Raw genomic sequence first — 20,578 nt, forward strand, 5'->3', positions numbered from 1 at the left:
CGTGGAAGTTGATATGGAATAGAGGGAGTTTTATGTGGAATCAGTTTTGGGAACCGATTCAATTATCGGTAACAGTAACAATTGCTGCAAGTGCCATAGTTATTTTAGCTGGTACACTATTAGGTTATGTTTTTGCTCGAAAAGTCTTTAAATTTAAGGTGCTGCTTGAAACACTGTTTATGCTTCCATTAGTCCTTCCTCCCTCAGTCATTGGTTTTTTATTAATCGTTATTTTTGGTAACCAGAGTTTTATTGGCGGTATGATAAAAGCAATATTTGGTCAAACACTATTGTTTACATGGCATGCAGCTGTTATTGCAGCTAGTGTAGTCGCTTTTCCTTTAATGTTTCAAACGGCAAAAGCAGGTTTCCAGAGCATTCATAATGGGGTTGAAGAGGCAGCAATAGACTTGGGAGCTAACACAAGACAAGTATTTCTACGGGTATCACTACCTCTAGCAAGAAAAGCGCTCATAGCTGGCTGTGTTCTAAGTAGTGCAAGAGCGATAGGTGAATTTGGAGCAACACTGATGTTTGCCGGGAATATTCCTGGAGTGTCCCAAACAGTTCCAACAGCCATTTATATGGCAATCGATAATGGGAATATGTTTCTTGCTTGGGCATGGGTGATTACGATCATGATTTTATCCTTTTTCCTATTATTTTTTGTTCGCTCAAAAGAAAAAAATGAAGGGACTTACTAAAAGATGGACAATCGATATTATAAGCAAGAACTGTGTTCCTTTGTAGGCGAACAAGGACAAAAGAATATTTCAAAAAAACATGTGTTAATTGTAGGTATGGGGGCCCTCGGAAGTGCGAACGCAGAGATGCTTGTTCGTGCGGGAATTGGTACATTAACGATTGTAGATCGAGATTACGTGGAGTGGAGTAATTTACATAGACAGCAGTTATATAGTGAAGCGGATTGTAACGAGGTTATTCCAAAGGCGGTTGCTGCCAAACGAAGATTATCAGCTATAAACAGTGAAGTGAAAATAAATGATTTTGTGATGGATGCAGACAATATAAATTTACCTCCATTATTGAAAGACGCTGATATCATCATTGATGCTTCGGATAATTTTGATATTCGCTTTATCTTAAACGATTTATCTCAAAAATTCCATATTCCCTTTATTTTCGGTTCCTGTGTTGCCAGCTACGGGATGACTTATACAATAATACCGGGTAAAACGCCTTGTCTTCACTGCCTTTTAAAGAAAATCCCGATGACAGGGGCAACTTGTGATCATGTCGGAGTCATTAATCCAATTGTACAAATGATTGCAACGCACCAGGTAACTGAATGCATAAAATTACTAGTAGAGGATTTTGATTCGCTTAGAAAGACTTTTTTATCAATTGATTTATGGAAAAACCAAAACTATACTTTTCGCGTAGATAAGGCAAAAAGTGCTGAATGTCTATCTTGCGGATCTGATGCAACGTATCCCTATTTGCACTATGAGACACAAACTAAAACTTCAGTATTGTGTGGTCGAAATACAGTCCAATTACGTCCGCCAACTCACAGTAGCTTCAGCTTAGAGAGGCTAGAAGCAAAGCTGAATAAATTTCATATTGTAAAACGAAACCCATACTTATTGACGTGTGAATTTGAATCTTGCCGTTTTGTTTTCTTTCAGGATGGTCGAGTTTTTATCCACGGAATAGATGACGTTCTAAAGGCAAAAAAACTCTATTACAGTTTAATAGGCTAAGAGGTGAAGAACATGGTAACAGCTAGAAAAGCAATTTTAATTGGTGAAGCAATCGGAAAAATAATGAGCGATGTACCAACAGGTGAGGTTGAGCGAATTTCCTTGATGAATGCAAGTGGGCGTTATTTAGCAGAGGATCTCATTGCCAATGCAGACGTCCCCGCATTTGATCGCTCCCTATATGACGGTTATGCCATAAGTGCTGAAGATACGAAACTCGCTACTACAGAATGTCCCATTGAATTTGAAGTCGTAGGACATATTGGTGCAGGGGCAGTTTTTCATGGGGAAATGAAAGAATTTCAAGCTGTTCGAATCATGACAGGGGCAGAAGTTCCGAAAAACTGTAATGCCATCGTTATGCTCGAGCATGTAAAGGAACTAAAAAATGAAGGCAGACATTTTATTGCAATAGATGAACAAATCCCGATCAATGAAAAAATATTTAAAAAAGGGTCGGAAATTTCAGAAGGAACCCTTCTTGTAAAAAAAGGTGCGCGAATTACTCCTGGAGTTATGGGGTTACTTGCAACCTTTGGATATAGTGAAGTTTTAGTGGGGGTAAAACCGAAAGTAGGTGTCCTTGCTACAGGGAGTGAATTGTTGGAAGTGAATGAACCACTTGCACCTGGAAAAATCCGAAATAGTAACTCCTTTATGTTAATGGCGCAGATTGAAATGCAAGGAGCACAGCCGATTTATTTAGGGAAACTGGAGGACGATTTAGAGAGAAGCTATACGACAGTTGAGCATTCATTAAAGCAAGTAGATCTACTGATTACGACTGGTGGGGTTTCTGTTGGTGATTTTGACTATCTTCCTGAAATATACAATCGGTTGGGAGCAGAGGTACTATTCAACAAGATTGCTATGCGACCAGGGAGTGTGACGACAGTTGCTAAAGTGCAGAATCAATTCCTTTTTGGTCTTTCAGGTAATCCATCTGCAAGCTTCATAGGATTTGAGTTATTTGTTAAACCTGTCTTGAAAACTTTACTAGGAAATATGGAGCCTTATCTTATTTCCCATAAAGCCATATTAGCTGAGGAATTTCCAGTTCCTAATGCATACACCCAGCTCATCCGAACGAAAGTGAAAGTAGAAGGTACGAAACTATTTGTTTCTTCGAATGGACTAAATATGTCGAGTTCCATTACTTCATTAGTGGGTGCAGAGGCACTAGTAGTACTTCCTCCAAGTGACGTTGGGTATGAAATAGGGTGTGTAGTCGATTTTTTATTGCTATCAGAAGAGGGACAAAAAGATTGTCACTTTACAATTTAGAATCATTGGAGGTGTAAGTGATGAAGAATGAATATTTTTCGATTGTAAATACTCCAATTGTTGTTGAGGAAGTCATTCAACAAGTGAAGTCAGTGAATGCTGGAGCTATTACAGTATTTATAGGAACGGTTCGAGAGCTTACAAATGGTAAAAGAACGTTATATCTAGAATATCAAGCTTATGAATCCATGGCCGTAAAAAAACTAGCTGAGATAGGAGAGGAAATTGGAAGTAGATGGCCGGGTACAATGGCAGCAATTACACATCGCATCGGGAGACTGGATATTTCTGATATAGCAGTTGTGATAGCCGTTTCTTCCCCGCATCGTAAAGAAGCCTATGAAGCAAATGAATACGCAATCGAGCGTATAAAAGAAATGGTCCCAATATGGAAAAAGGAGTATTGGGAAGACGGAACAAAATGGATTGGCGATCAATTGCAAAAAAAATCCTATGAATAAACTTTAAGCGAGGTGGAACCTGTGATCAAAATATTATTATTTGCAAGTCTTCAAGAAGAAATTGGATCAGATTCACTTTTGCTGGAAGATACAGAATGCACTGTAAAAGAAGTGAAAAACTTTATTGAGTCGAAATATCCCTATGTGGATTTACAGCAAGTACTTACTGCTGTTAACGAAGAGTTTTCGAATGAGGAAACAATCGTTAAATCTGGTGATATTGTAGCATTTCTCCCGCCAGTTAGTGGTGGGTGATGTTGGGAGTGAACTTAAACTGTGAGTTTAGAGGAACATAAAAAAATCAAACTGAAAAATGTGAAGGTCATGGTTGTCACGATTAGCGATACTCGTACTTACGAGACAGATAAAAGCGGAAAAGTGATCTGTGAGCTTCTGTCGAAAAATTACTTTGAAATCACAAGCTACCAGATTATTAGGGATGAACAAGCGGATATTAAATCGACCCTCATTTCTGGTATCCAGGATATGAATGTGGATGTTATTATAACAAATGGCGGAACTGGAATTTCAAATCGTGATGTTACATTCGAAGTTGTGGAGGAGTTAATTGATCGACCTATTCCTGGTTTTGGTGAATTATTTCGAATGTTGAGCTATGAGGAAATCGGTTCTGCAAGCATGCTTTCAAGAGCGATTGCAGGAATTGCAAATGGAACTGTTATTTTTTCGACTCCAGGTTCCACGGGTGCCGTAAAGCTTGCAATGGAAAAGTTAATTGTGCCGGAACTTGTACATATTGTGAATGAACTAAAAAAAGATAACTAAACGAAAAAGCGAAGTTCTTATTTAATACACATACGAACTTCGCTTTTATATGTTTAGCGTAAAAACTCTCCATTTTTTCCACCTGTTTTATTCATTAACATGGTTGGCCCGATAATCATATTTTTATCTACTGCTTTACACATGTCATAAATGGTTAACGCAGTAGCAGAAACAGCTGTTAATGCCTCCATTTCAACACCAGTAGATCCTTTTGTTTTTACTTCTGCTTGAATTGTAATTTCATATATAGATGCTTCCTCATCTACATTCCAATCAAATGAGATATTGACCCCTGTTAAAGAAATCGGATGGCACATAGGAATAATGTTGGCGGTTTGCTTGGCAGCCATAATACCTGCTATCTGTGCAACTGCAAGTACATCACCTTTTTTATTCTTGCCATTTATTATTTCATCATAAATATCTTGATTGATCTTTATAGAAGAGAGGGCGATCGCCGTTCTAACTGTCTCTTTTTTTTCAGATATATCAACCATTTGTGCTCTTCCTTGTTCATTGAAATGTGTTAATTTCGACATGACAATCCCTCCAATGTTCTTAATCTAATTATAGAGTAGTATACGGGAATTGATAATTAAAATTTGTAACTCTAAATAAGTGAAGATGGCGTTATATTTTGTTACATGTTTTTCAGTGTTAAAAGAGAACTTTTAGTTAAAATAACTAAAAATATTCTGACTATTAGGATAATTTGTTAGTGACATGCCAAAACATCCTTGATATTATGTTAGGTAATATCACATCATTTTGAGCGATTGATATCAACGAGAGGCTATTACCACTTTTCCTTCACATTATCTACATACACCTTCAGCAATGAAAATCACTTTTTACTTACATAATCCTAAAGGGGGATATAAATATGGCTAATCAGGTAGATTCATGGAACGTCAAGTCACCGATTATCTTAATTCCTACAACAATAGAAAAAGCAATTGAATTGAAGAAACAGTATGGTTCAGAAGCGGAATTTGTTTCCGGAGCAACTTTATTACAATTGCAATGGATGAATGGCCGAAATATACCAGATTACCTTATAAGTCTTGAGCAAATAACGGAATTAAAATCCGTTCAATTTGATCTGCAAAAAGGAGAACTATCAATCGGGGCTATAACACCTCTGGGAAGTTATCTAACCAATACCATATTAAAAGAGTTTCCTATTATTTGTAATGCATTAACAACAATTGCAGCACCAGGGGTTCGAAATCGGGGAACTATCGGAGGCAATATTATGGGAGGGATTGGGGACTTAATACCATTCCTACTTGCATTAAATGCAAAACTAGTATTTCAAGATGAAAAGCAAGTAAATGAAATGATGGCCTGGGATTGGTTGAACCAATCAACAAACAAAGGCCAGCTATTAACCTATATATTGATTCCATTAGATAAAGACATTTTGGAAAATTATACATTCTATCGCAAAATTGGAAGACGAGAAACTTTTACTGCTGCAATTTTAACAGTGTCTGGAAAAATAAAATGGGATGAATCAAGCAATATAGTTGATGTGAAAATTGCCATCGGAGGGGGAGACAACAAACCGCTACGCTTGGAAAAGACAGAACAATTCATTATAGGAAAAAAGGGCGAAGAATTAGACTGGAAGACTATTTATTCTGTGATAACGCAGGAATTTATAGCGGCCGAGGATGCCTTCGTAACAAGTAATTATCGAAAAAAAGTGGCTGCAAATCTTATTGTTGCTGAGCTTCAAAGTCAGTTCAGTCAAAGTGGAAACAATAGAGGAGTGAAACTATGAAATCTAATATCCAAGTAGATAAGGATCGAGTGCGACCAGATGGAGTATCTAAAGTGACCGGCTCTCTAAAATATTTAACGGATTTGACTTTCCCAAATATGCTGTATGGCAAAATTCTAAGAAGTTCCCATCCCCACGCAAAAATTCTTTCTATTCAAACAGAAGAAGCAGAAAATCTTCCGGGTGTCGAGGCAGTACTTACATATAAAGACGTACCTGGAATGAACCGATTTGGGATGATTATTCCAGATCAGCCCGTCCTATGTGAGGAACGTGCTCGTTATGTAGGAGATGCAGTGGCTGCCATAGCTGCGACATCCATTGAAATTGCTGAAAAGGCACTAAAGCTTATACAAGTAGAGTATGAGGTTCTACCAATCATTGATACTCCGGAAAAAGCATTATTATCAAATGCTATTAAGCTGCACCCAGCTGGGAACATTTGTCATCGTTCATCTTATTCAAATGGTAATATCACGGCAGCATTCGAAGCATGTGAAGCCATTGTTGAAGAAACCTATGAACTTCCAAGACAGCTACATGGTTATATGGAAACAGAAGGAGGGGTCGTAGTTCCACAAGAAGATGGAGGAATTTACGTATACGCAGCAACTCAGCACGGTTTTAAGGATCGCTTCCAGCTTTCTCGAATTCTTGGGATGCCTGAGACTATGATAAGGATCATTTCTAGTCCCATTGGAGGTTCATTTGGGGGGAAGGATGAATTAAATATCCAGCCTTATGCTGCTCTTCTAGCGCTGAAAACAAATTGCCCGGTAAAAATACACAACACTAGAGCGGAATCTATTCGAGCCAGCTTGAAGCGCCATCCGATGAAAATTACTGCGAAAACAGGAACAGATTCCACGGGTAAGATCCTTGCGCACCAAGTAAAAATCATCGCTGATAAAGGTGCTTATGCCACACTCGGTCCTGCTGTACTTGACTTTGCTGTTGAGCACGCTGCAGGACCATATATCATTCCTAATATAGAAACAGAAGGAATCTCTGTTTATACGAATAATGGGGTGACAGGTGAATTTAGAGGATTTGGCGGGAATCAAATCACTTTTGCACTAGAAGGTCAGTTGGATCGTTTAGCTAATGTGTTGGATATGGATCCTATAGCGCTAAGAAGAATGAATTTAAGGAAAGCTACGGACTTAGGACCATTAGGGCATCGTATTGCCCCGACGGATAGTGCGGCCTTAGTCTTAAACGAAATTCAAAAGCTTAGTGAGTCATCTGATCATCAACAAACAGCTTCGAAATGGAAACGCTTCGGATCGGGCATTGCCATTGCCATGCATGGAGGAGGACTAGGATTCGGTCGACTAGACAGTGCAGGTGGAAGGCTCTCATTGAATAAAGAGGGAAAAATCGAAATTTCCTTTGGATTTGAAGAATGTGGCCAGGGATTACTCTCTGTTATTGAAAACCTTGTTATTGAAGAGGTTGGCTGTAGCCCGCAGGATATCAAAATTGTTATTGGCGATACATCTGTTGTTCCTGTATCAGGGTCATCAACAGCCTCTAGAGGAACAAGTATCGTATGGCAATCATTACAAAAAATGAAAGAACCTTTTAAAAAGAAAATTGTTGAACATGTTTCATCTGTTCTCTCGATACCACATGAAAATTTATACCTTGGTGATAATGGTATTTGGGAAATTGGAAAAGACAATGGACCGTGTATGACCTATAAAGAATGTGCGGAAGGTTTACAAGATGGAACGGTTATCACGAGTTTTCATTTCCCTGTGACTCCCGATGCTGTGAATGGTGGTCATTTTTTATATTCCTTCGGTGGAGTAAAGGTAAATGTAGAAGTAGATATCCTATCGGGTAAAGTCAAGGTAATTTCCATTAATCATGTCATTTCTGCTGGACCAGTTGTAAGTCCAAATGGGTTCAGAGGTCAGATTGAAGGTGGAGGAGTCATGTCTTTAGGGTACACAATGATGGAAGAAGTAAAAATGCTCAAGTCTCAATACGTTACCCATAACTTTGATTCTTATTTAATGCCAAATATCGTGGATGTTCCATTTGATACAAATGTCTATGCCATTGAGGATTTGTATGAGGGAGACAACTATGGCCCACGAGGGGTTGGAGAAATTGGCACCATTGCCATAACACCAGCAATTGTTAAAGCGATTCATGACGCCATAGGTTGTTGGGTAACAAAATTACCAATCTCATCGGAAGAGATTCTTGAGAAAGTTGAGTCAAGGGGGATGCTGCCATGGATTTAAACAATGAAGTATTAGAAAATCCGATTGCTACGAATATTGAGCCTATGATCAAACTAACATTTACGGTTAATGAGGAACAATATGAGATTCAAACATCTCCAACTGAAAAGCTAATCCATATTTTGAGAGAGCAATTGAATTTAGCAGGAACAAAAATCTCCTGTGGAATTGGTCGGTGTGGAGCCTGTAGTGTTTTGCTGGATGGTGAATTAGTGAATGCTTGTTTAGTTATGGCCTATCAAGTAAACGGCAAATCAATTACAACAATTGAAGGAATTGGAGGCGTTACATTTGATGAAGTACAAGAAGCCTTTTTAACAGAAGGCGGTTTTCAATGTGGCTATTGTACATCAGGAATGATAATCGCGGTGAAGTATCTTCTAGCCTTAAATCCGACACCTACCGAAACGGATATAAAAGAGGCACTCGCTGGAAATCTATGCAGATGTACTGGGTATGGTGGGATTATTCGTTCTGTACAAAGCTTATCAGCTAAAAATGGGGGGATTTAAGCTTTGAATGGTTCATTAATAGCAATTGAATTAAAGAATTAGCGATTGCCAATAGAAAAGCAATTAATATTATTTTCAAAAGTATATTAGTTATATAAGAAAACGGTTGAGTTCGGGATTTACGAGCAATCAACCGTTTTTTCTATGTATATTCTAGGAGTTTTTAACGAGTTTATACCTTTTAGAAAAGACTTTAGACATATATATAGTACATAAAGCATGGTCTTTTTGCTAGGTTAAATACATATATTTAATAGCAACTAGAAAAAAAGAAATTGAATGGAAATTAAACTGTCTAATAGTTTATTTGGAAATCAAATAGATTTTTACTTTATTAGTTTATTAGCAGATTTAAAGGTGGGTAGAAGATGAAATATGAGAAAAAAGAAGTAGGATTTACTCTTGAAGTTGAAGCGCTAAATCATAATCTTAAAAGAGTCAGTCTTATGAATAAAATATATATGACAGTCCTCGTTACTATAATTATCATTATTTATACGATGGAAATGGTTCCTTCTATCCAATATAATAGCCAAGAATCTATTGGATGGATACAATATTTTATCTTACTGATTATACATTTAATTTATGTCTATTTGCTCGATATAAGAAAAATTAAGGTAACTGAGAGTAATTATAAACCGAATAAACTATTGCTCCATTCATTTTTAGCATTTTCCTTGAATATATCAGCATTTCTTCCCATCCATAGTCATAATCTCATTCATCCTATATTTCTTTATACAATAATATTATTCTCAAGCATTCCTTTTTTAGTAAGTAAATCAAAAGAAATACTTATTTTACTCTCTGTTTCAAGTATCATACTTTTACTAGAATTAGGAATGCTTTATGGAAATGAGGCTAATTTTCCTTTTCAGGCTCTTTATATCTTTACGTTATTAACATTATCGTTTCTCATATCAAAATCCACCTATATTGACTATTTTGATTCTCAAGAACTTCGTTTCGAAAAGGAGAAAGAAGTTCAATATTTACAAAATCTTAATGAACTGTTAAAAGAAGCAAATCGACAGCTTGAAAAAGAAGCTACACTGGATCCTTTAACAAACTTATATAATCGTAGAGCGTACAATGCTTATTTAATCGAACTTCAACAAAGTATCTTAGAATCACCACAATCCATTTCAGTGATTATGGTGGATGTGGATTGTTTTAAGTTATATAACGATACATATGGTCATTTTGAAGGTGATATTGTTTTAAGTAAGATTGGGAGACTCCTGCATGAAATTTCTATGGAATATCAATGTTTTGCAGGGCGATGGGGAGGAGAAGAATTTGTTTTAATTTTACCCAACGTGATAGAGGAAATTGTACAAAATATTTGTTATCAAATTAAAGAAGGTGTCTCCGAGTTAAACATTGAGCATCAGTCCTCAACAATTGACACAGTAGTGACGGTGAGTATAGGAGCTTGTACGAAAATGATAATGGAATTAAATGAAATTTTTGAATGTATAAGTGAAGCGGATGAAGCACTGTACGCTGTCAAAGAAAATGGCAGAAATAGTTTCGAATATCGACATCAAATTCATGTCTTGTAGGATGTTTCATTTTAATGAAACGTCCTTTTTTTTGTCTGCAATTTCTGTATAATGGTTTTAGTAGGTTAGGAGTGTGGTAGAAATGCAGCATCCAGATTCAAGTTATTTAAATTTAGTACAACATATTTTAGAAAATGGTGTTAAAAAAGAAGATAGAACTGGAACCGGTACAATTAGTATTTTTGGTCATCAAATGAGATTTGATTTATCAAAGGGCTTTCCATTATTAACAACGAAGCGTGTACCTTTTAAGCTCGTAGCAAGTGAATTGCTGTGGTTTATCAAAGGGGACACAAATATTCGTTATTTGTTAGAAAATAATAATCATATCTGGGATGAATGGGCCTTTAAAAAATGGGTTGAGTCTAATCAGTATACCGGACCGGATATGAAAAACTTTGGTTTACGTGCCGTTCAGGACGCAGAATTTGCAACACTACTGGCAGAACAAATGGATATTTTTAACGAAAAAGTTTTGAATGACGATGAGTTTGCAAAACAATTTGGAGATTTAGGTCCAGTTTACGGAAAACAATGGCGTTCATGGCCAACTCCAAATGGTGAATCACTTGATCAATTAAAGAAAGTAATTAATCAAATTAAAAACAATCCAGATTCACGCCGCCTCATTGTGACTGCATGGAACCCGTCAGAAGTAGACGATATGGCACTACCGCCTTGTCATGCGTTTTTCCAATTCTATGTTGCAGAAGGCAAGCTTTCTTGTCAATTATACCAGCGTAGTGCAGACGTATTTTTAGGTGTACCGTTTAACATTGCATCTTACGCATTGTTGACACATCTCATTGCCCATGAATGTGGATTAGAAGTAGGGGAGTTTGTACATAGCTTTGGTGATGCTCATATTTATTTAAATCATACAGATCAGGTAAATGAACAGCTATCAAGAAATCCAAAAGATTTACCAACAGTAAAGATTAATACTGACAAAGCATCTATTTTTGATATGGAACTGGAGGATATTACGTTGGAAAACTATAATCCACATCCATCTATCAAGGCACCAATTGCCGTTTAGATTACATCATGACCTAAAAAACACTGCTGCTCCGATAAAAGGAGTCAGCAGTGTTTTAATCTATTCATTTATCCATATGGATAGGAGCTCATCAAGTTGATTTTCGAGTTTTTCCAGCTCTATTAGGTCATTTAGCCGATTGTTCTCGTTATATCGAACCTTTACTACAGCAATTTTATTCTCTAATTGCTCAATTTGTTCATCAATCGGGATGCTTATAGTCTTTTGACTCTTTGATACTTCGGCAACATCATGAGACTTTGGAATTTCATTGATTATACGTTCGCTATGTTTTTCTCGAGCCCAGTGATAATTGCCTTCATATAAGAACAGTTTTTGATTTTCTAACCAGGCTATACGTTGGAAAAGCAGATTTAGGAAAAAGCGATCGTGTGAGACGGCTAACACGGTACCATTAAAATGCTGTACAGTCTCTTCTAATACCTCTCTCGATTCAATATCCAAATGGTTCGTTGGTTCATCAAGAATAAGAAAATTTATATCCTCATACATAAGTTGAGCTAAGCGCAGCCTCATTTTCTCGCCACCACTTAGGTCTTTCACTTTCTTAAACACATCATAGCCGTAAAATAAAAACTTAGCTAACGTGTGACGAGCTTCACCTTCAGTGATGGATACTTCCTTTCGGAAAACATCAATTAAACGAGCATTTACCTCTTCATAAACAAAGGCTTGAGATAGATATCCTATTTTCACATTACTTCCAACTATAACATTTCCTAAATCAGGGATGACTTCTTCTGTGACCATCTTTAGTAAAGTGGATTTACCAGTACCGTTTAAACCGACGATTGCCAGGCGATCCTGCCAGCGCAATTGAAGTGAAATCTCTTCAAACAAAACTTTGGCATATTGCTTTGTAACATTTTCAAATAGAACGACATCTTTACCGCTTCGTTCATTTGCTTCTAGTTTTAGCTGCATCTTTTTAGATACAACCGGTTTTTTTACAAGCTCAATTCTAGCTAATGCTTTTTCCATACTTTTAGCTCTGCGGTGCAGGGCAGCATTTGGTGGATTTGCTTCATTTGCCCATTGTTTTAGTCTTTTTATTGTTTCTTTCATCTTCGCAATTTTCTTTTGTTGTTCCTCATATTGAGCAAATTCACTTAGGATCCTAGCTTCTCTATTTCTTACATAATCATTATAATTTCCGACATATGAGTAAGGCTCACCATTTTCAATCTCAATTATTTTCGAAACCACTGCGTTCATAAATTGACGATCATGAGAGACAACGATCAAGGTGCCATCATAATTTTTTAAATAATCCTCAAGCCATTCGATTGCATTCATATCAAGATGGTTAGTCGGTTCGTCCAGTAGTAATATATGTGGATTTAATAATAGAATTTGCCCGAGCATGACCTTTGTTTTTTCTCCTCCACTTAATAGGTGAAACGGAGTTTGTAATAAGGGAGTAATCCCTAAACCATTTGCAATCATTTGAATTTTGGCTTCAATTTCGTAGCCTCCCTGTAGAATAAACTGTTCTTGTATTTCGCCATATTGTTTTAGGAGTTTATCAAGATCCACAGCACTTGCCATCTGTTGCTCCAGGAGATGCATTTGTTCCGATAATGTAATAATGGATGTAAAAGCTTCTTTAAGTACATTGATCGAAAGTACATTTTTATAAGGCGGGATTTGATGCAAGTATCCAATAGTTGACCCTTTCTTTTTAATAATTCTTCCAACATCAGGCGTATCTATATTGGCTAAAAGCTTTAGAAGAGTCGTTTTGCCACAGCCATTTCGTCCTACTATTGCTACACGCTCACCATTATGAATTTCCATTGTTAATCCTTCAAAGATAACGGTACCACCGTAAATTTTAGTTATATTTTCTGCTTTTATTGACACTGTGATTTCCTCCATTTTTTACACAGTGAAGCCAATCTTAAAAGTGTTTTTATACACAAAAAAGACTGCTCGATTAACAAGCAGTCTTTTCGTATGTTTTATGAAAAGAATGGCTAATCAGCTGTGTTTTCGATTTATTTGTCTAAAAAAGGGCATACGAATCCCGTTAGTCGCAAAATCGAAAGTAATGACACGTGAAAAATAAAGGAAACGGTCATTATTTACACATGTCGTCACAGCTAAAGTATTCATTCTTTTCACCTCCGAATTTATAGTTATATTCAGTATATTCACTAAATGATTAAATGTCAAACTTATCCTGAAAATTAACTTATGGTTACTGGTTGTAACGCATATTATTATGATGCTAGGTATCGGTTCAGTTTTAGCTTCTACACAAACGAATACTTTAAACTCTTTACCGAAAGAGTACTACCCAGATGGTATTGCGATTACACAAACAATCCAACAAGTAGCAGGTGCGATAGGTATTGCTGTGATGGTATCCCTGTTTACTTCAAAACAAGGAGATTATCTAACCACAATTGGAAGTAACTCAACTGAAGCGGCAGCATCAGGTTCATCTTTCGTATTCACTATTGGACTAGTATTTTCACTAATGAACCTAGTATTATCATTGTTTATGAAAAAACCGCAAAATGTAAAATTAAGAGATTAATAAACAAAGAGCATTTCTTCAAAGAAGGAGAAATGCTCTTTTTGGTTGAATTAATATGGAGAAAAATACGTTGGAATGGAGAATACTAAATGCTTCTAGAGTCCGAAAGATTACTTATTAGACAATTTACTATGGATGACGTGGAGGAGGTTTATGAATACACTTCAAATCCGGTTGTAATGAAATATATTCCTGAAGGTGTCATGACCGAAGAGGAGACTAAAAAATTTATACTTGAGAATATCGAAGTCAAAACTGAGAAGTATGCAGTTATTTTAAAGGAAGAAAATCGCTTAATCGGACACATTGCATTTTTTAGGTATTTTGGAGAGCATACATATGAAATTGGTTGGGTGTTTAATCCTGAGTATTATAACAGAGGGTTTGCAACAGAAGCAGCCGATACTATATTAAACTATGGTTTTAGAAAACTTAAACTACACCGTATTATCGCAACATGCCAGCCAGAGAATATTCCATCCTATCGCATAATGGAGAAGATTGGAATGCGTAGAGAAGGGTACTTTAAAAAATGTATTCCGCATGAATTGGAGTGGTGGGATGAATATTATTATGCTATTTTAGCTGAAGAATGGACTTTATAATATCAAAAAGACTCTCAAGATTTGATAAAATCATCCGAGAGTCTTTATCAATTATTCACATAATAGAATCTGTCTGACAAACAAATGTTTTTTCGTAATACAACAGTCGGTGATTTTAAAGCCTACTTCTTCAATCAAGTCATCAATGGTTTCAATAGTAACAATCAAGCATTTATCTGAGATTCGTCTAGCTTGTTTAATGATGTCAATCTGTTCTTCCCGTGAAATATGTGTATAAAGATTGTACGGTAAATCAATGATACAAACATCATAATGATCGTTAACTTCAGAAATAGGACCTTTTGTTATCGTTCCTTTTAGATTGAAATATGCAATATTTTCTCGTGCCCCCTTACACACAATAGGGTTAATATCTCGACCTTCTATATTGATTCCCATTGATAGCGCTTCAACTACTACAGTTCCAATCCCGCAGCAGGGATCAATAGCACGGATTTCAATTGGGTCTGGAACAGCTATATTGGCAATTGCTCGAGCGACCCTTGTGTTTAATGCTGTAGAATAACTATTAGGCTTATGTACATGCTCACGCCAAACCGATACACTTTTACTATGTTTTCCAAAATACCATCTATTATTAATTGAAACCAATCCAAATACAATCTCGGGATTGTCCAAATCAGGTTCTCCATTGATGATTAAACCAAGTTCACGTTCCATTAGCCTGCGCTCAGGATGAGGGATTTTCTTTGTTTCTCCTATATCCATTCTGTTAAAACAGTATACTTTATAGGAGGAGGCACTGACTTTCATATCCTTAATCAAGTTTTTTATATCTGATATGGTCTCCGCCTCATACATGACTTCTAGACGTTCTTCCATGAAAGGGCTACGACTAGGGTCTACGGCTAAATCGCTAAATAAATAGTTTTGCTGAGTGTCGAAGCCGAAAAATGAACGCATCTCCATTCGACAGAGATCATGTTCATTTTTATGATGTACATAGGTATAAATATATGTACTTTGAGTTTTTAGTTTATTCAATCGGTATTCATCCTTTTTCTATTGTTGTTCTATGGTGCTTACCAATTCGATAAGGAAGCTATAGATGAGTGAGATTGCTTCTTGTATGGACATCTCTTTGTGGAAACCAACCATATTATCAAGTGGAATATTGATATCCCACAATCCATCTTCACCTGAAAACATCAAACTGGAGTAAATGTCTTTTCCTTGTAAGTTATCTTCTAAATAAGTTTTGATGATGGATGCATGTTTCTTTTGAACCTTTAGGCCAAGTAAAACCATGAATGTTTTAAATACATCGTCCACCTCTAAAGATAGGCTATCTGTTTTAATTGGTTCAAAAGCCTTCGACTCGATGTAAATAAACTCATTCATATGTTGTTTTAGGTGTGTTAATGGTGTATTTAGGAATAAAGACTCTACTTGTGCGATTACCTCTTCAGAATCTTTGTCACAACGCTCAATATACACATCTGTTAAATTAAGTGTCATTTTTGTTAACCTCCAAAAAATTTCTCTTCTTATTATAACCCTATATACAATAAAAAATAGACAGTCAGCAAATGACTGTCTTAACTCATCACTAAGTTTACCATAATTTGATAAGAATGAGTATGATTCACCAACTAATTCAGCTTAAATAAACTTTTTGTCCAAATTTCTGTGGAGCTCGGATGATTGCTTTCAAAAAGAGAAAAGCGATTTGCGAATTGAAGATGCTCCTGGTTTATAAAAGGTTTTAGCGATTTAGGACAAGCGTTTATTATAATGGAATCCTTTTTTAGCGAATCCAGCTGTCTGATTAAATCATTTTTAATTTGAGGAATTTCTGTCCACATTTTCAGCCACATTTTATCCCGTAGCTCACGATAATAATTGTTCATCGGTTTTTCATGGATGAAGTGAAGAGAAGTTTGGAAATTCACGGCATTTATAATGATTACACGATATTTATGTTGCTCTTCAAGAACCAAATGCTCCTTTAGTGCCAATATTAAACTTTCTATACTTTTTTCGATTTTTTTCCCAGTTTGTCCCTGAGCTGCTCCGATAGGAACGAGTTTTTCTCTCGTTTGCTCATATTCATCTATATGAGGAGATTCTAAAAGGATGGCAATTGTCTTATTTTTATAATTTGTGTCGATTAGATCATCTGCAAAGCCAGAATTTAATACAAGGCTGTTTTTCTCGGACAGCGTATCAATTGTTATATCATCACCATTTAGTTCTACAAAAAATCGAGTTACATTTTGGACTTGTTTGTTCCTTTTGAAAAAAGAACGTTTTAGTGTAATTATGTTTCGCTCCTTATCTAAGAGAATGTATTTGCTGTTGCTTGCAACTAAATCCTCATAAACCACATCACTAATTTCTGTTTGAATGGGGTATCCTTCTAAAGTGATTGCACACTTTTGTCTAACTCCAGTTAGCATTATGCCACTTCCTTTGCTTGTTTTTAGCTGTATATATTGATACAAATAAATGTCTATTAATTATTTATATTAAGTTTTTTGTAAAAATATGAATAAAAAAGTATAAAATAGAAGAAATGATGATTTAGGAGAGATAGTATGATTTCACTAATAGTAGCTCACGACAGAAATCGAGTAATCGGTTATGAAAATAAAATGCCTTGGCATCTACCAGGGGAACTGCAATATTTTAAAGAACAAACGATGGGGAAACCAATGATAATGGGCAGAAAAACCTTTGATTCTATTGGTAGACCGTTGCCAGGAAGAAGAAATATTGTGATAACCCGAAATGCAAACTATCAAGTAGAAGGGGTCGAAGTAGCCACAAGTTTGGAAGAAGCTTTGAAGTTAGCTGGTAATGAAGAGGAAATCATGATTATCGGTGGTGAACAGATTTTTAAACTGGCACTGCCAATTGCCGATCGCCTATATATTACTCATATTGAACATGACTTTAATGGAGACACATTCTTCCCGATATACGGTAACCAATGGATATTGGTTTCAAAAAGTGACCCTATTGAGACACCTAATGCTTATAGTTATACCTATTGTATTTATGAAAGAAATCAATAATGTTAATGAAAATTTCTTTATCTCTAGGGATGAAGAAATTTTTTTATTTAAATAATTTTCAAAATTTTGAAACTTAAAGTCGAATGGCTCGTATATAAGTCATAAGGATTTATTTGGTAAAGGTGGTGTTATTTGTTGCTATTTGGAGCTGAACTTCCTACAGTTTATTTATTTACTTTGATTATCGTTGGTTGTATTACAATTCTTTATCTATTTTTCTCTGATTTGTTTGATGGTGTTTTTGAGGGGATTCCATTTATTGATCCTGCAGTTATTTTATCATTCATAACAATTACTTCAGCTGGTGGATTTTTGCTGGAAAAGTTCACCGACTTATCGAGTAGCCTGAATTTCATAATTGCCTGTATTATATCAGGAATTATAAGTAGCTTAATTTATTTTTTTATACTTGTACCTTTGAAAAGTGCAGAAGTCTCATTAGCTTACACAGAAGAGTCTCTGGAGGGGCAAGTAGGTAAGGTTATTGTCCCGATCCCTGTAAATGGCTATGGTGAGATTGTCATTGAATCTGTAAATGGAATTATATCTAAGCGAGCTACTGGGTTTGAAAATGAAGCAATTGAGTATCATCAACAGGTTCTCATCATTGAAGCAAAAGAAGGGACGGTTTATGTAAAGAAATATGAGTCACCCTTACAATTCAAAATATAGGAGGAATAAATTATGTCAAGCACATTAATTATTATTGGAATAGCTGTATTTATACTTTTAGCCATTATTGCGGTGTATATTACAAAATACAAAACAGTTGGACCCGATGAAGCCTTGATTGTAACAGGAAGTTTTTTAGGGTCAAAAAATGTTCACAAGGATGACTCAGGTAACCGAATAAAAATTATTCGTGGTGGAGGGACGTTTGTATTTCCTGTATTCCAACAATCAGAGCCACTAAGTCTATTATCTAGCAAACTTGAGGTCACTACACCGGAAGTATATACAGAACAAGGTGTTCCAGTAATGGCTGACGGAACAGCAATCATTAAAATTGGCGGCTCAATTTCCGAAATTGCTACAGCTGCTGAGCAGTTTTTAGGGAAAAGCAAGGCAGACAGAGAAAATGAAGCGAAGGAAGTTTTAGAAGGGCATTTACGCTCCATTTTGGGATCCATGACTGTTGAAGAAATCTATAAAAATCGTGATAAGTTCTCACAGGAAGTTCAACGTGTAGCAACACAAGATTTAGCAAAGATGGGACTAGTCATTGTCTCCTTTACAATTAAGGATGTTCGTGACAAAAATGGTTATTTAGATTCTTTAGGTAAACCTAGAATTGCGCAAGTCAAACGTGATGCAGATATCGCAACTGCGGAAGCTGAAAAGGAAACACGTATTAAACGAGCAGAAGCTGAAAAAGAAGCCCAAAAAGCTGAATTACACCGAGCAACAGAAATTGCGGAAGCTGAAAAAGAAAATCAATTGAAAATAGCAGAGTATAAACTTGAACAAGACAAAGCAAAAGCACGTGCTGACCAAGCTTATGAGTTGGAATCAGCAAGAGCAAAACAACAAGTAACAGAGCAAGAAATGCAAATTCGAATTATTGAACGTCAAAAGCAGATCGAATTAGAAGAAAAAGAAATTTTACGTCGTGAGAAACAATACGATTCTGAAGTGAAGAAAAAAGCAGATGCTGATCGATATGCTATCGAACAAAATGCTTCTGCTCAAAAAATGAAAGAATTAGCACAAGCTGATGCTGAAAAATACCGAATTGAATCCTTAGCGAAAGCCGAAGCCGAGAAAATCCGTTTGGATGGTTTAGCAAAAGCCGATTCCGAGCGTGCTCAAGGGGAAACAGAAGCGGAAATCATTCGACTTAAAGGGTTGGCTGAAGCAGAAGCGAAACGTAAAATTGCGGAAGCGTTTGAACAATTTGGTCAAGCGGCTGTCCTTGACATGATCATTCGCATGATGCCAGAATACGCAAAAGAAATAGCTAGTCCATTATCCAATATAGATAAAATTACTGTAGTGGATACAGGAAACGGTGAAGGTGGCGGTGCAAATCGTGTCACATCCTATGCGACAAACCTTATGTCCAGCTTGCAAGAAACCTTAAAAGCATCATCAGGGATTGATATGAAGGAATTAATTGAAACTTTTGTAGGGAAGCAGCCAATTCAAGCTACGATTGAAGAATTGAACATAAGGGAAGAAGAAAAACATTTAGTATAATTTGGACAGATTATAATAATTAGATCGAATCGTATCAACTAATTTTAAATATTGTGGCTCCGATATACAATAATGACGAATAGATGTAGTACAATACAAAAGTATTTGTTTTGTGAAAGTAAAGGAGAAGTTACATGCTATCAGTCATCCTGAGTTTTAAAAGATTATTAAAAGGACTCTATCACGGTGTAAAAGAGCCACAATTTATAAGTATTCTAACAACTGTTGCTTTAATTGTGTTGTCGGGAACTTTGTTTTACACGAGGTTTGAAGGCTGGGCGAAAATTGACGCATTCTATTTTGCGGTAGTAAGTCTAATTCCAACTGGAGTAGATACAGATTTAGTTCCATCTACAACGGGCACGAAATTATTTACAGTCCTGTATTTAATCATAGGTACCGGGTTAATGTTTGCTTTATTAGTCAATTTAGGCCGTGCAATTATCAAAGAAGACAAACCTAAAAAATATAAATTACGTACTGATGTAAACAACATAGAAACGGTTCCGCCGAAAACATTAAAGGTAAAAGATTCGGAAAAAAAGTAATATTAACAAGAAGTCTCGAAAAATTATCGAGGCTTCTTTTAAAACCACTTAATAAACGGAACAATACCAAGTGCCTTGAATTAATGAAATACAGTCCACGTCTCAAAAAAGAAGAATGCATCGAGTAACAGGATGATTAGCTTAAGAATATTCTGAGAAACCTTCAACCAGAGGCGAAATTGATACGTTCCGCTCAATCAACGGAAAGATACA

Annotated in this window: 23 protein-coding genes; 17 read left to right on the forward strand and 6 right to left on the reverse strand. The window is 36.1% G+C overall.

All coding sequences use genetic code 11. The features are described from left to right. Positions 1-32 precede the first annotated feature (32 nt). From modB to C1N55_RS09320, 6 genes are read left to right on the forward strand one after another with little or no spacing between them, the layout of a single operon-like run. A complete protein-coding gene (modB, locus tag C1N55_RS09295; protein WP_137728567.1) occupies positions 33-704 on the forward strand; it encodes a molybdate ABC transporter permease subunit in 672 nt (223 codons plus the stop codon). 3 nt (positions 705-707) lie between these two features. Then, positions 708-1,724, forward strand: coding sequence for a MoeB/ThiF family adenylyltransferase (locus C1N55_RS09300; RefSeq protein ID WP_137728568.1), 1,017 nt, complete (start codon positions 708-710; stop codon positions 1,722-1,724). 12 nt (positions 1,725-1,736) lie between these two features. Continuing rightward, positions 1,737-3,008 (forward strand): molybdopterin molybdotransferase MoeA, encoded by a 1,272-nt coding sequence (gene glp / locus C1N55_RS09305; protein ID WP_137728569.1) that lies wholly within the window; start codon positions 1,737-1,739, stop codon positions 3,006-3,008. 20 nt (positions 3,009-3,028) lie between these two features. Then, on the forward strand, positions 3,029-3,469 hold the full coding sequence (locus C1N55_RS09310; RefSeq protein ID WP_137728570.1) for a molybdenum cofactor biosynthesis protein MoaE: 441 nt from the start codon (positions 3,029-3,031) through the stop codon (positions 3,467-3,469). 21 nt (positions 3,470-3,490) lie between these two features. Beyond that, positions 3,491-3,724: a molybdopterin converting factor subunit 1 gene (gene moaD, locus C1N55_RS09315; RefSeq protein WP_137728571.1), complete on the forward strand. Its 234-nt coding sequence runs from the start codon at positions 3,491-3,493 to the stop codon at positions 3,722-3,724. Between the two features lie 21 nt (positions 3,725-3,745). Next, positions 3,746-4,255: a MogA/MoaB family molybdenum cofactor biosynthesis protein gene (locus tag C1N55_RS09320; RefSeq protein ID WP_137728572.1), complete on the forward strand. Its 510-nt coding sequence runs from the start codon at positions 3,746-3,748 to the stop codon at positions 4,253-4,255. 53 nt (positions 4,256-4,308) lie between these two features. Here the strand turns inward: C1N55_RS09320 and moaC are convergent, their stop codons facing one another. Beyond that, on the reverse strand, positions 4,309-4,794 hold the full coding sequence (gene moaC, locus C1N55_RS09325) for a cyclic pyranopterin monophosphate synthase MoaC (RefSeq protein ID WP_137728573.1): 486 nt from the start codon (positions 4,792-4,794) through the stop codon (positions 4,309-4,311). Positions 4,795-5,138: 344 nt separating this feature from the next. Between moaC and C1N55_RS09330 the strand changes: the two genes are divergently transcribed. The 5 genes from C1N55_RS09330 (at position 5,139) to C1N55_RS09350 (ending at position 11,415) form a co-directional block, all read left to right on the forward strand. Then, positions 5,139-6,041: an FAD binding domain-containing protein gene (locus C1N55_RS09330; RefSeq protein ID WP_137728574.1), complete on the forward strand. Its 903-nt coding sequence runs from the start codon at positions 5,139-5,141 to the stop codon at positions 6,039-6,041. Then, positions 6,038-8,296 carry a xanthine dehydrogenase subunit D gene (pucD, locus tag C1N55_RS09335; RefSeq protein ID WP_137728575.1) on the forward strand — a complete coding sequence of 753 codons (2,259 nt, stop codon included), beginning with the start codon at positions 6,038-6,040 and terminating at the stop codon, positions 8,294-8,296. Before C1N55_RS09330 ends, pucD begins: the two co-directional genes overlap by 4 nt. Then, the gene (locus C1N55_RS09340) at positions 8,287-8,808 is read left to right on the forward strand and encodes a (2Fe-2S)-binding protein (RefSeq protein ID WP_137728576.1); all 522 of its coding nucleotides are present in this window, start codon (positions 8,287-8,289) and stop codon (positions 8,806-8,808) included. Before pucD ends, C1N55_RS09340 begins: the two co-directional genes overlap by 10 nt. Before the next feature lie 368 nt (positions 8,809-9,176). Then, positions 9,177-10,376, forward strand: a complete 1,200-nt coding sequence (locus C1N55_RS09345; protein ID WP_137728577.1) for a GGDEF domain-containing protein — start codon at positions 9,177-9,179, stop codon at positions 10,374-10,376. An 82-nt stretch (positions 10,377-10,458) separates the two neighbouring features. Next, on the forward strand, positions 10,459-11,415 hold the full coding sequence (locus tag C1N55_RS09350) for a thymidylate synthase (RefSeq protein WP_137728578.1): 957 nt from the start codon (positions 10,459-10,461) through the stop codon (positions 11,413-11,415). 60 nt (positions 11,416-11,475) lie between these two features. On the opposite strand, the gene abc-f is transcribed toward C1N55_RS09350, so the two are convergent. Both abc-f and C1N55_RS20885 read right to left on the reverse strand, forming a co-directional pair. After that, complete coding sequence (gene abc-f / locus C1N55_RS09355; RefSeq protein WP_370452606.1) at positions 11,476-13,314, reverse strand: ribosomal protection-like ABC-F family protein; 1,839 nt, start codon at positions 13,312-13,314, stop codon at positions 11,476-11,478. 102 nt (positions 13,315-13,416) lie between these two features. After that, positions 13,417-13,551: an RAxF-45 family protein gene (locus C1N55_RS20885; RefSeq protein ID WP_255502527.1), complete on the reverse strand. Its 135-nt coding sequence runs from the start codon at positions 13,549-13,551 to the stop codon at positions 13,417-13,419. 109 nt (positions 13,552-13,660) lie between these two features. Here C1N55_RS20885 and C1N55_RS09360 point away from each other — a divergent pair, with 109 nt between their 5' ends. Both C1N55_RS09360 and C1N55_RS09365 read left to right on the forward strand, forming a co-directional pair. Continuing rightward, positions 13,661-13,978, forward strand: a complete 318-nt coding sequence (locus C1N55_RS09360) for an MFS transporter (RefSeq protein WP_205758529.1) — start codon at positions 13,661-13,663, stop codon at positions 13,976-13,978. 89 nt (positions 13,979-14,067) lie between these two features. Then, positions 14,068-14,583 (forward strand): GNAT family N-acetyltransferase, encoded by a 516-nt coding sequence (locus C1N55_RS09365; protein WP_137728580.1) that lies wholly within the window; start codon positions 14,068-14,070, stop codon positions 14,581-14,583. A gap of 51 nt (positions 14,584-14,634) precedes the next feature. On the opposite strand, the gene C1N55_RS09370 is transcribed toward C1N55_RS09365, so the two are convergent. From C1N55_RS09370 to C1N55_RS09380, 3 genes are all read right to left on the reverse strand, one after another. Next, positions 14,635-15,588: a TRM11 family SAM-dependent methyltransferase gene (locus tag C1N55_RS09370; RefSeq protein WP_240758422.1), complete on the reverse strand. Its 954-nt coding sequence runs from the start codon at positions 15,586-15,588 to the stop codon at positions 14,635-14,637. Between the two features lie 18 nt (positions 15,589-15,606). Continuing rightward, a complete protein-coding gene (locus tag C1N55_RS09375; protein WP_137728581.1) occupies positions 15,607-16,062 on the reverse strand; it encodes a hypothetical protein in 456 nt (151 codons plus the stop codon). Positions 16,063-16,196: 134 nt separating this feature from the next. Beyond that, a complete protein-coding gene (locus C1N55_RS09380; RefSeq protein WP_137728582.1) occupies positions 16,197-17,003 on the reverse strand; it encodes a hypothetical protein in 807 nt (268 codons plus the stop codon). A 138-nt stretch (positions 17,004-17,141) separates the two neighbouring features. Between C1N55_RS09380 and C1N55_RS09385 the strand changes: the two genes are divergently transcribed. From C1N55_RS09385 to C1N55_RS09400, 4 genes are all read left to right on the forward strand, one after another. Next, positions 17,142-17,621: a dihydrofolate reductase gene (locus C1N55_RS09385; RefSeq protein WP_137728583.1), complete on the forward strand. Its 480-nt coding sequence runs from the start codon at positions 17,142-17,144 to the stop codon at positions 17,619-17,621. Between the two features lie 132 nt (positions 17,622-17,753). Further along, positions 17,754-18,293, forward strand: a complete 540-nt coding sequence (locus C1N55_RS09390) for an NfeD family membrane protein (RefSeq protein ID WP_137728584.1) — start codon at positions 17,754-17,756, stop codon at positions 18,291-18,293. A 12-nt stretch (positions 18,294-18,305) separates the two neighbouring features. After that, complete coding sequence (locus C1N55_RS09395) at positions 18,306-19,817, forward strand: flotillin lipid rafts scaffold protein FloT (protein ID WP_137728585.1); 1,512 nt, start codon at positions 18,306-18,308, stop codon at positions 19,815-19,817. Positions 19,818-19,951: 134 nt separating this feature from the next. Beyond that, positions 19,952-20,365 (forward strand): potassium channel family protein, encoded by a 414-nt coding sequence (locus C1N55_RS09400; RefSeq protein WP_137728586.1) that lies wholly within the window; start codon positions 19,952-19,954, stop codon positions 20,363-20,365. Positions 20,366-20,578: the final 213 nt, after the last annotated feature.

The sequence above is a fragment of the Lysinibacillus sp. SGAir0095 genome (assembly GCF_005491425.1).
Taxonomy (GTDB): Bacteria; Bacillota; Bacilli; order Bacillales_A; family Planococcaceae; genus Ureibacillus.

Coding starts and splice junctions, on each gene's coding strand:
- C1N55_RS09300 (WP_137728568.1), top strand. CDS start 708: ATGGACAATCGATATTATAAGCAAGAACTGTGTTCCTTTGTAGGCGAA.
- C1N55_RS09340 (WP_137728576.1), top strand. CDS start 8,287: ATGGATTTAAACAATGAAGTATTAGAAAATCCGATTGCTACGAATATT.
- C1N55_RS09375 (WP_137728581.1), bottom strand. CDS start 16,062: ATGACACTTAATTTAACAGATGTGTATATTGAGCGTTGTGACAAAGAT.
- abc-f (WP_370452606.1), bottom strand. CDS start 13,314: ATGGAGGAAATCACAGTGTCAATAAAAGCAGAAAATATAACTAAAATT.
- C1N55_RS09385 (WP_137728583.1), top strand. CDS start 17,142: ATGATTTCACTAATAGTAGCTCACGACAGAAATCGAGTAATCGGTTAT.
- C1N55_RS09400 (WP_137728586.1), top strand. CDS start 19,952: ATGCTATCAGTCATCCTGAGTTTTAAAAGATTATTAAAAGGACTCTAT.
- glp (WP_137728569.1), top strand. CDS start 1,737: ATGGTAACAGCTAGAAAAGCAATTTTAATTGGTGAAGCAATCGGAAAA.
- C1N55_RS09380 (WP_137728582.1), bottom strand. CDS start 17,003: ATGCTAACTGGAGTTAGACAAAAGTGTGCAATCACTTTAGAAGGATAC.
- moaC (WP_137728573.1), bottom strand. CDS start 4,794: ATGTCGAAATTAACACATTTCAATGAACAAGGAAGAGCACAAATGGTT.
- C1N55_RS20885 (WP_255502527.1), bottom strand. CDS start 13,551: ATGAATACTTTAGCTGTGACGACATGTGTAAATAATGACCGTTTCCTT.
- C1N55_RS09330 (WP_137728574.1), top strand. CDS start 5,139: ATGGCTAATCAGGTAGATTCATGGAACGTCAAGTCACCGATTATCTTA.
- C1N55_RS09360 (WP_205758529.1), top strand. CDS start 13,661: ATGATGCTAGGTATCGGTTCAGTTTTAGCTTCTACACAAACGAATACT.
- C1N55_RS09365 (WP_137728580.1), top strand. CDS start 14,068: ATGCTTCTAGAGTCCGAAAGATTACTTATTAGACAATTTACTATGGAT.
- C1N55_RS09350 (WP_137728578.1), top strand. CDS start 10,459: ATGCAGCATCCAGATTCAAGTTATTTAAATTTAGTACAACATATTTTA.
- C1N55_RS09310 (WP_137728570.1), top strand. CDS start 3,029: ATGAAGAATGAATATTTTTCGATTGTAAATACTCCAATTGTTGTTGAG.
- C1N55_RS09395 (WP_137728585.1), top strand. CDS start 18,306: ATGTCAAGCACATTAATTATTATTGGAATAGCTGTATTTATACTTTTA.
- pucD (WP_137728575.1), top strand. CDS start 6,038: ATGAAATCTAATATCCAAGTAGATAAGGATCGAGTGCGACCAGATGGA.
- modB (WP_137728567.1), top strand. CDS start 33: ATGTGGAATCAGTTTTGGGAACCGATTCAATTATCGGTAACAGTAACA.
- C1N55_RS09345 (WP_137728577.1), top strand. CDS start 9,177: ATGAAATATGAGAAAAAAGAAGTAGGATTTACTCTTGAAGTTGAAGCG.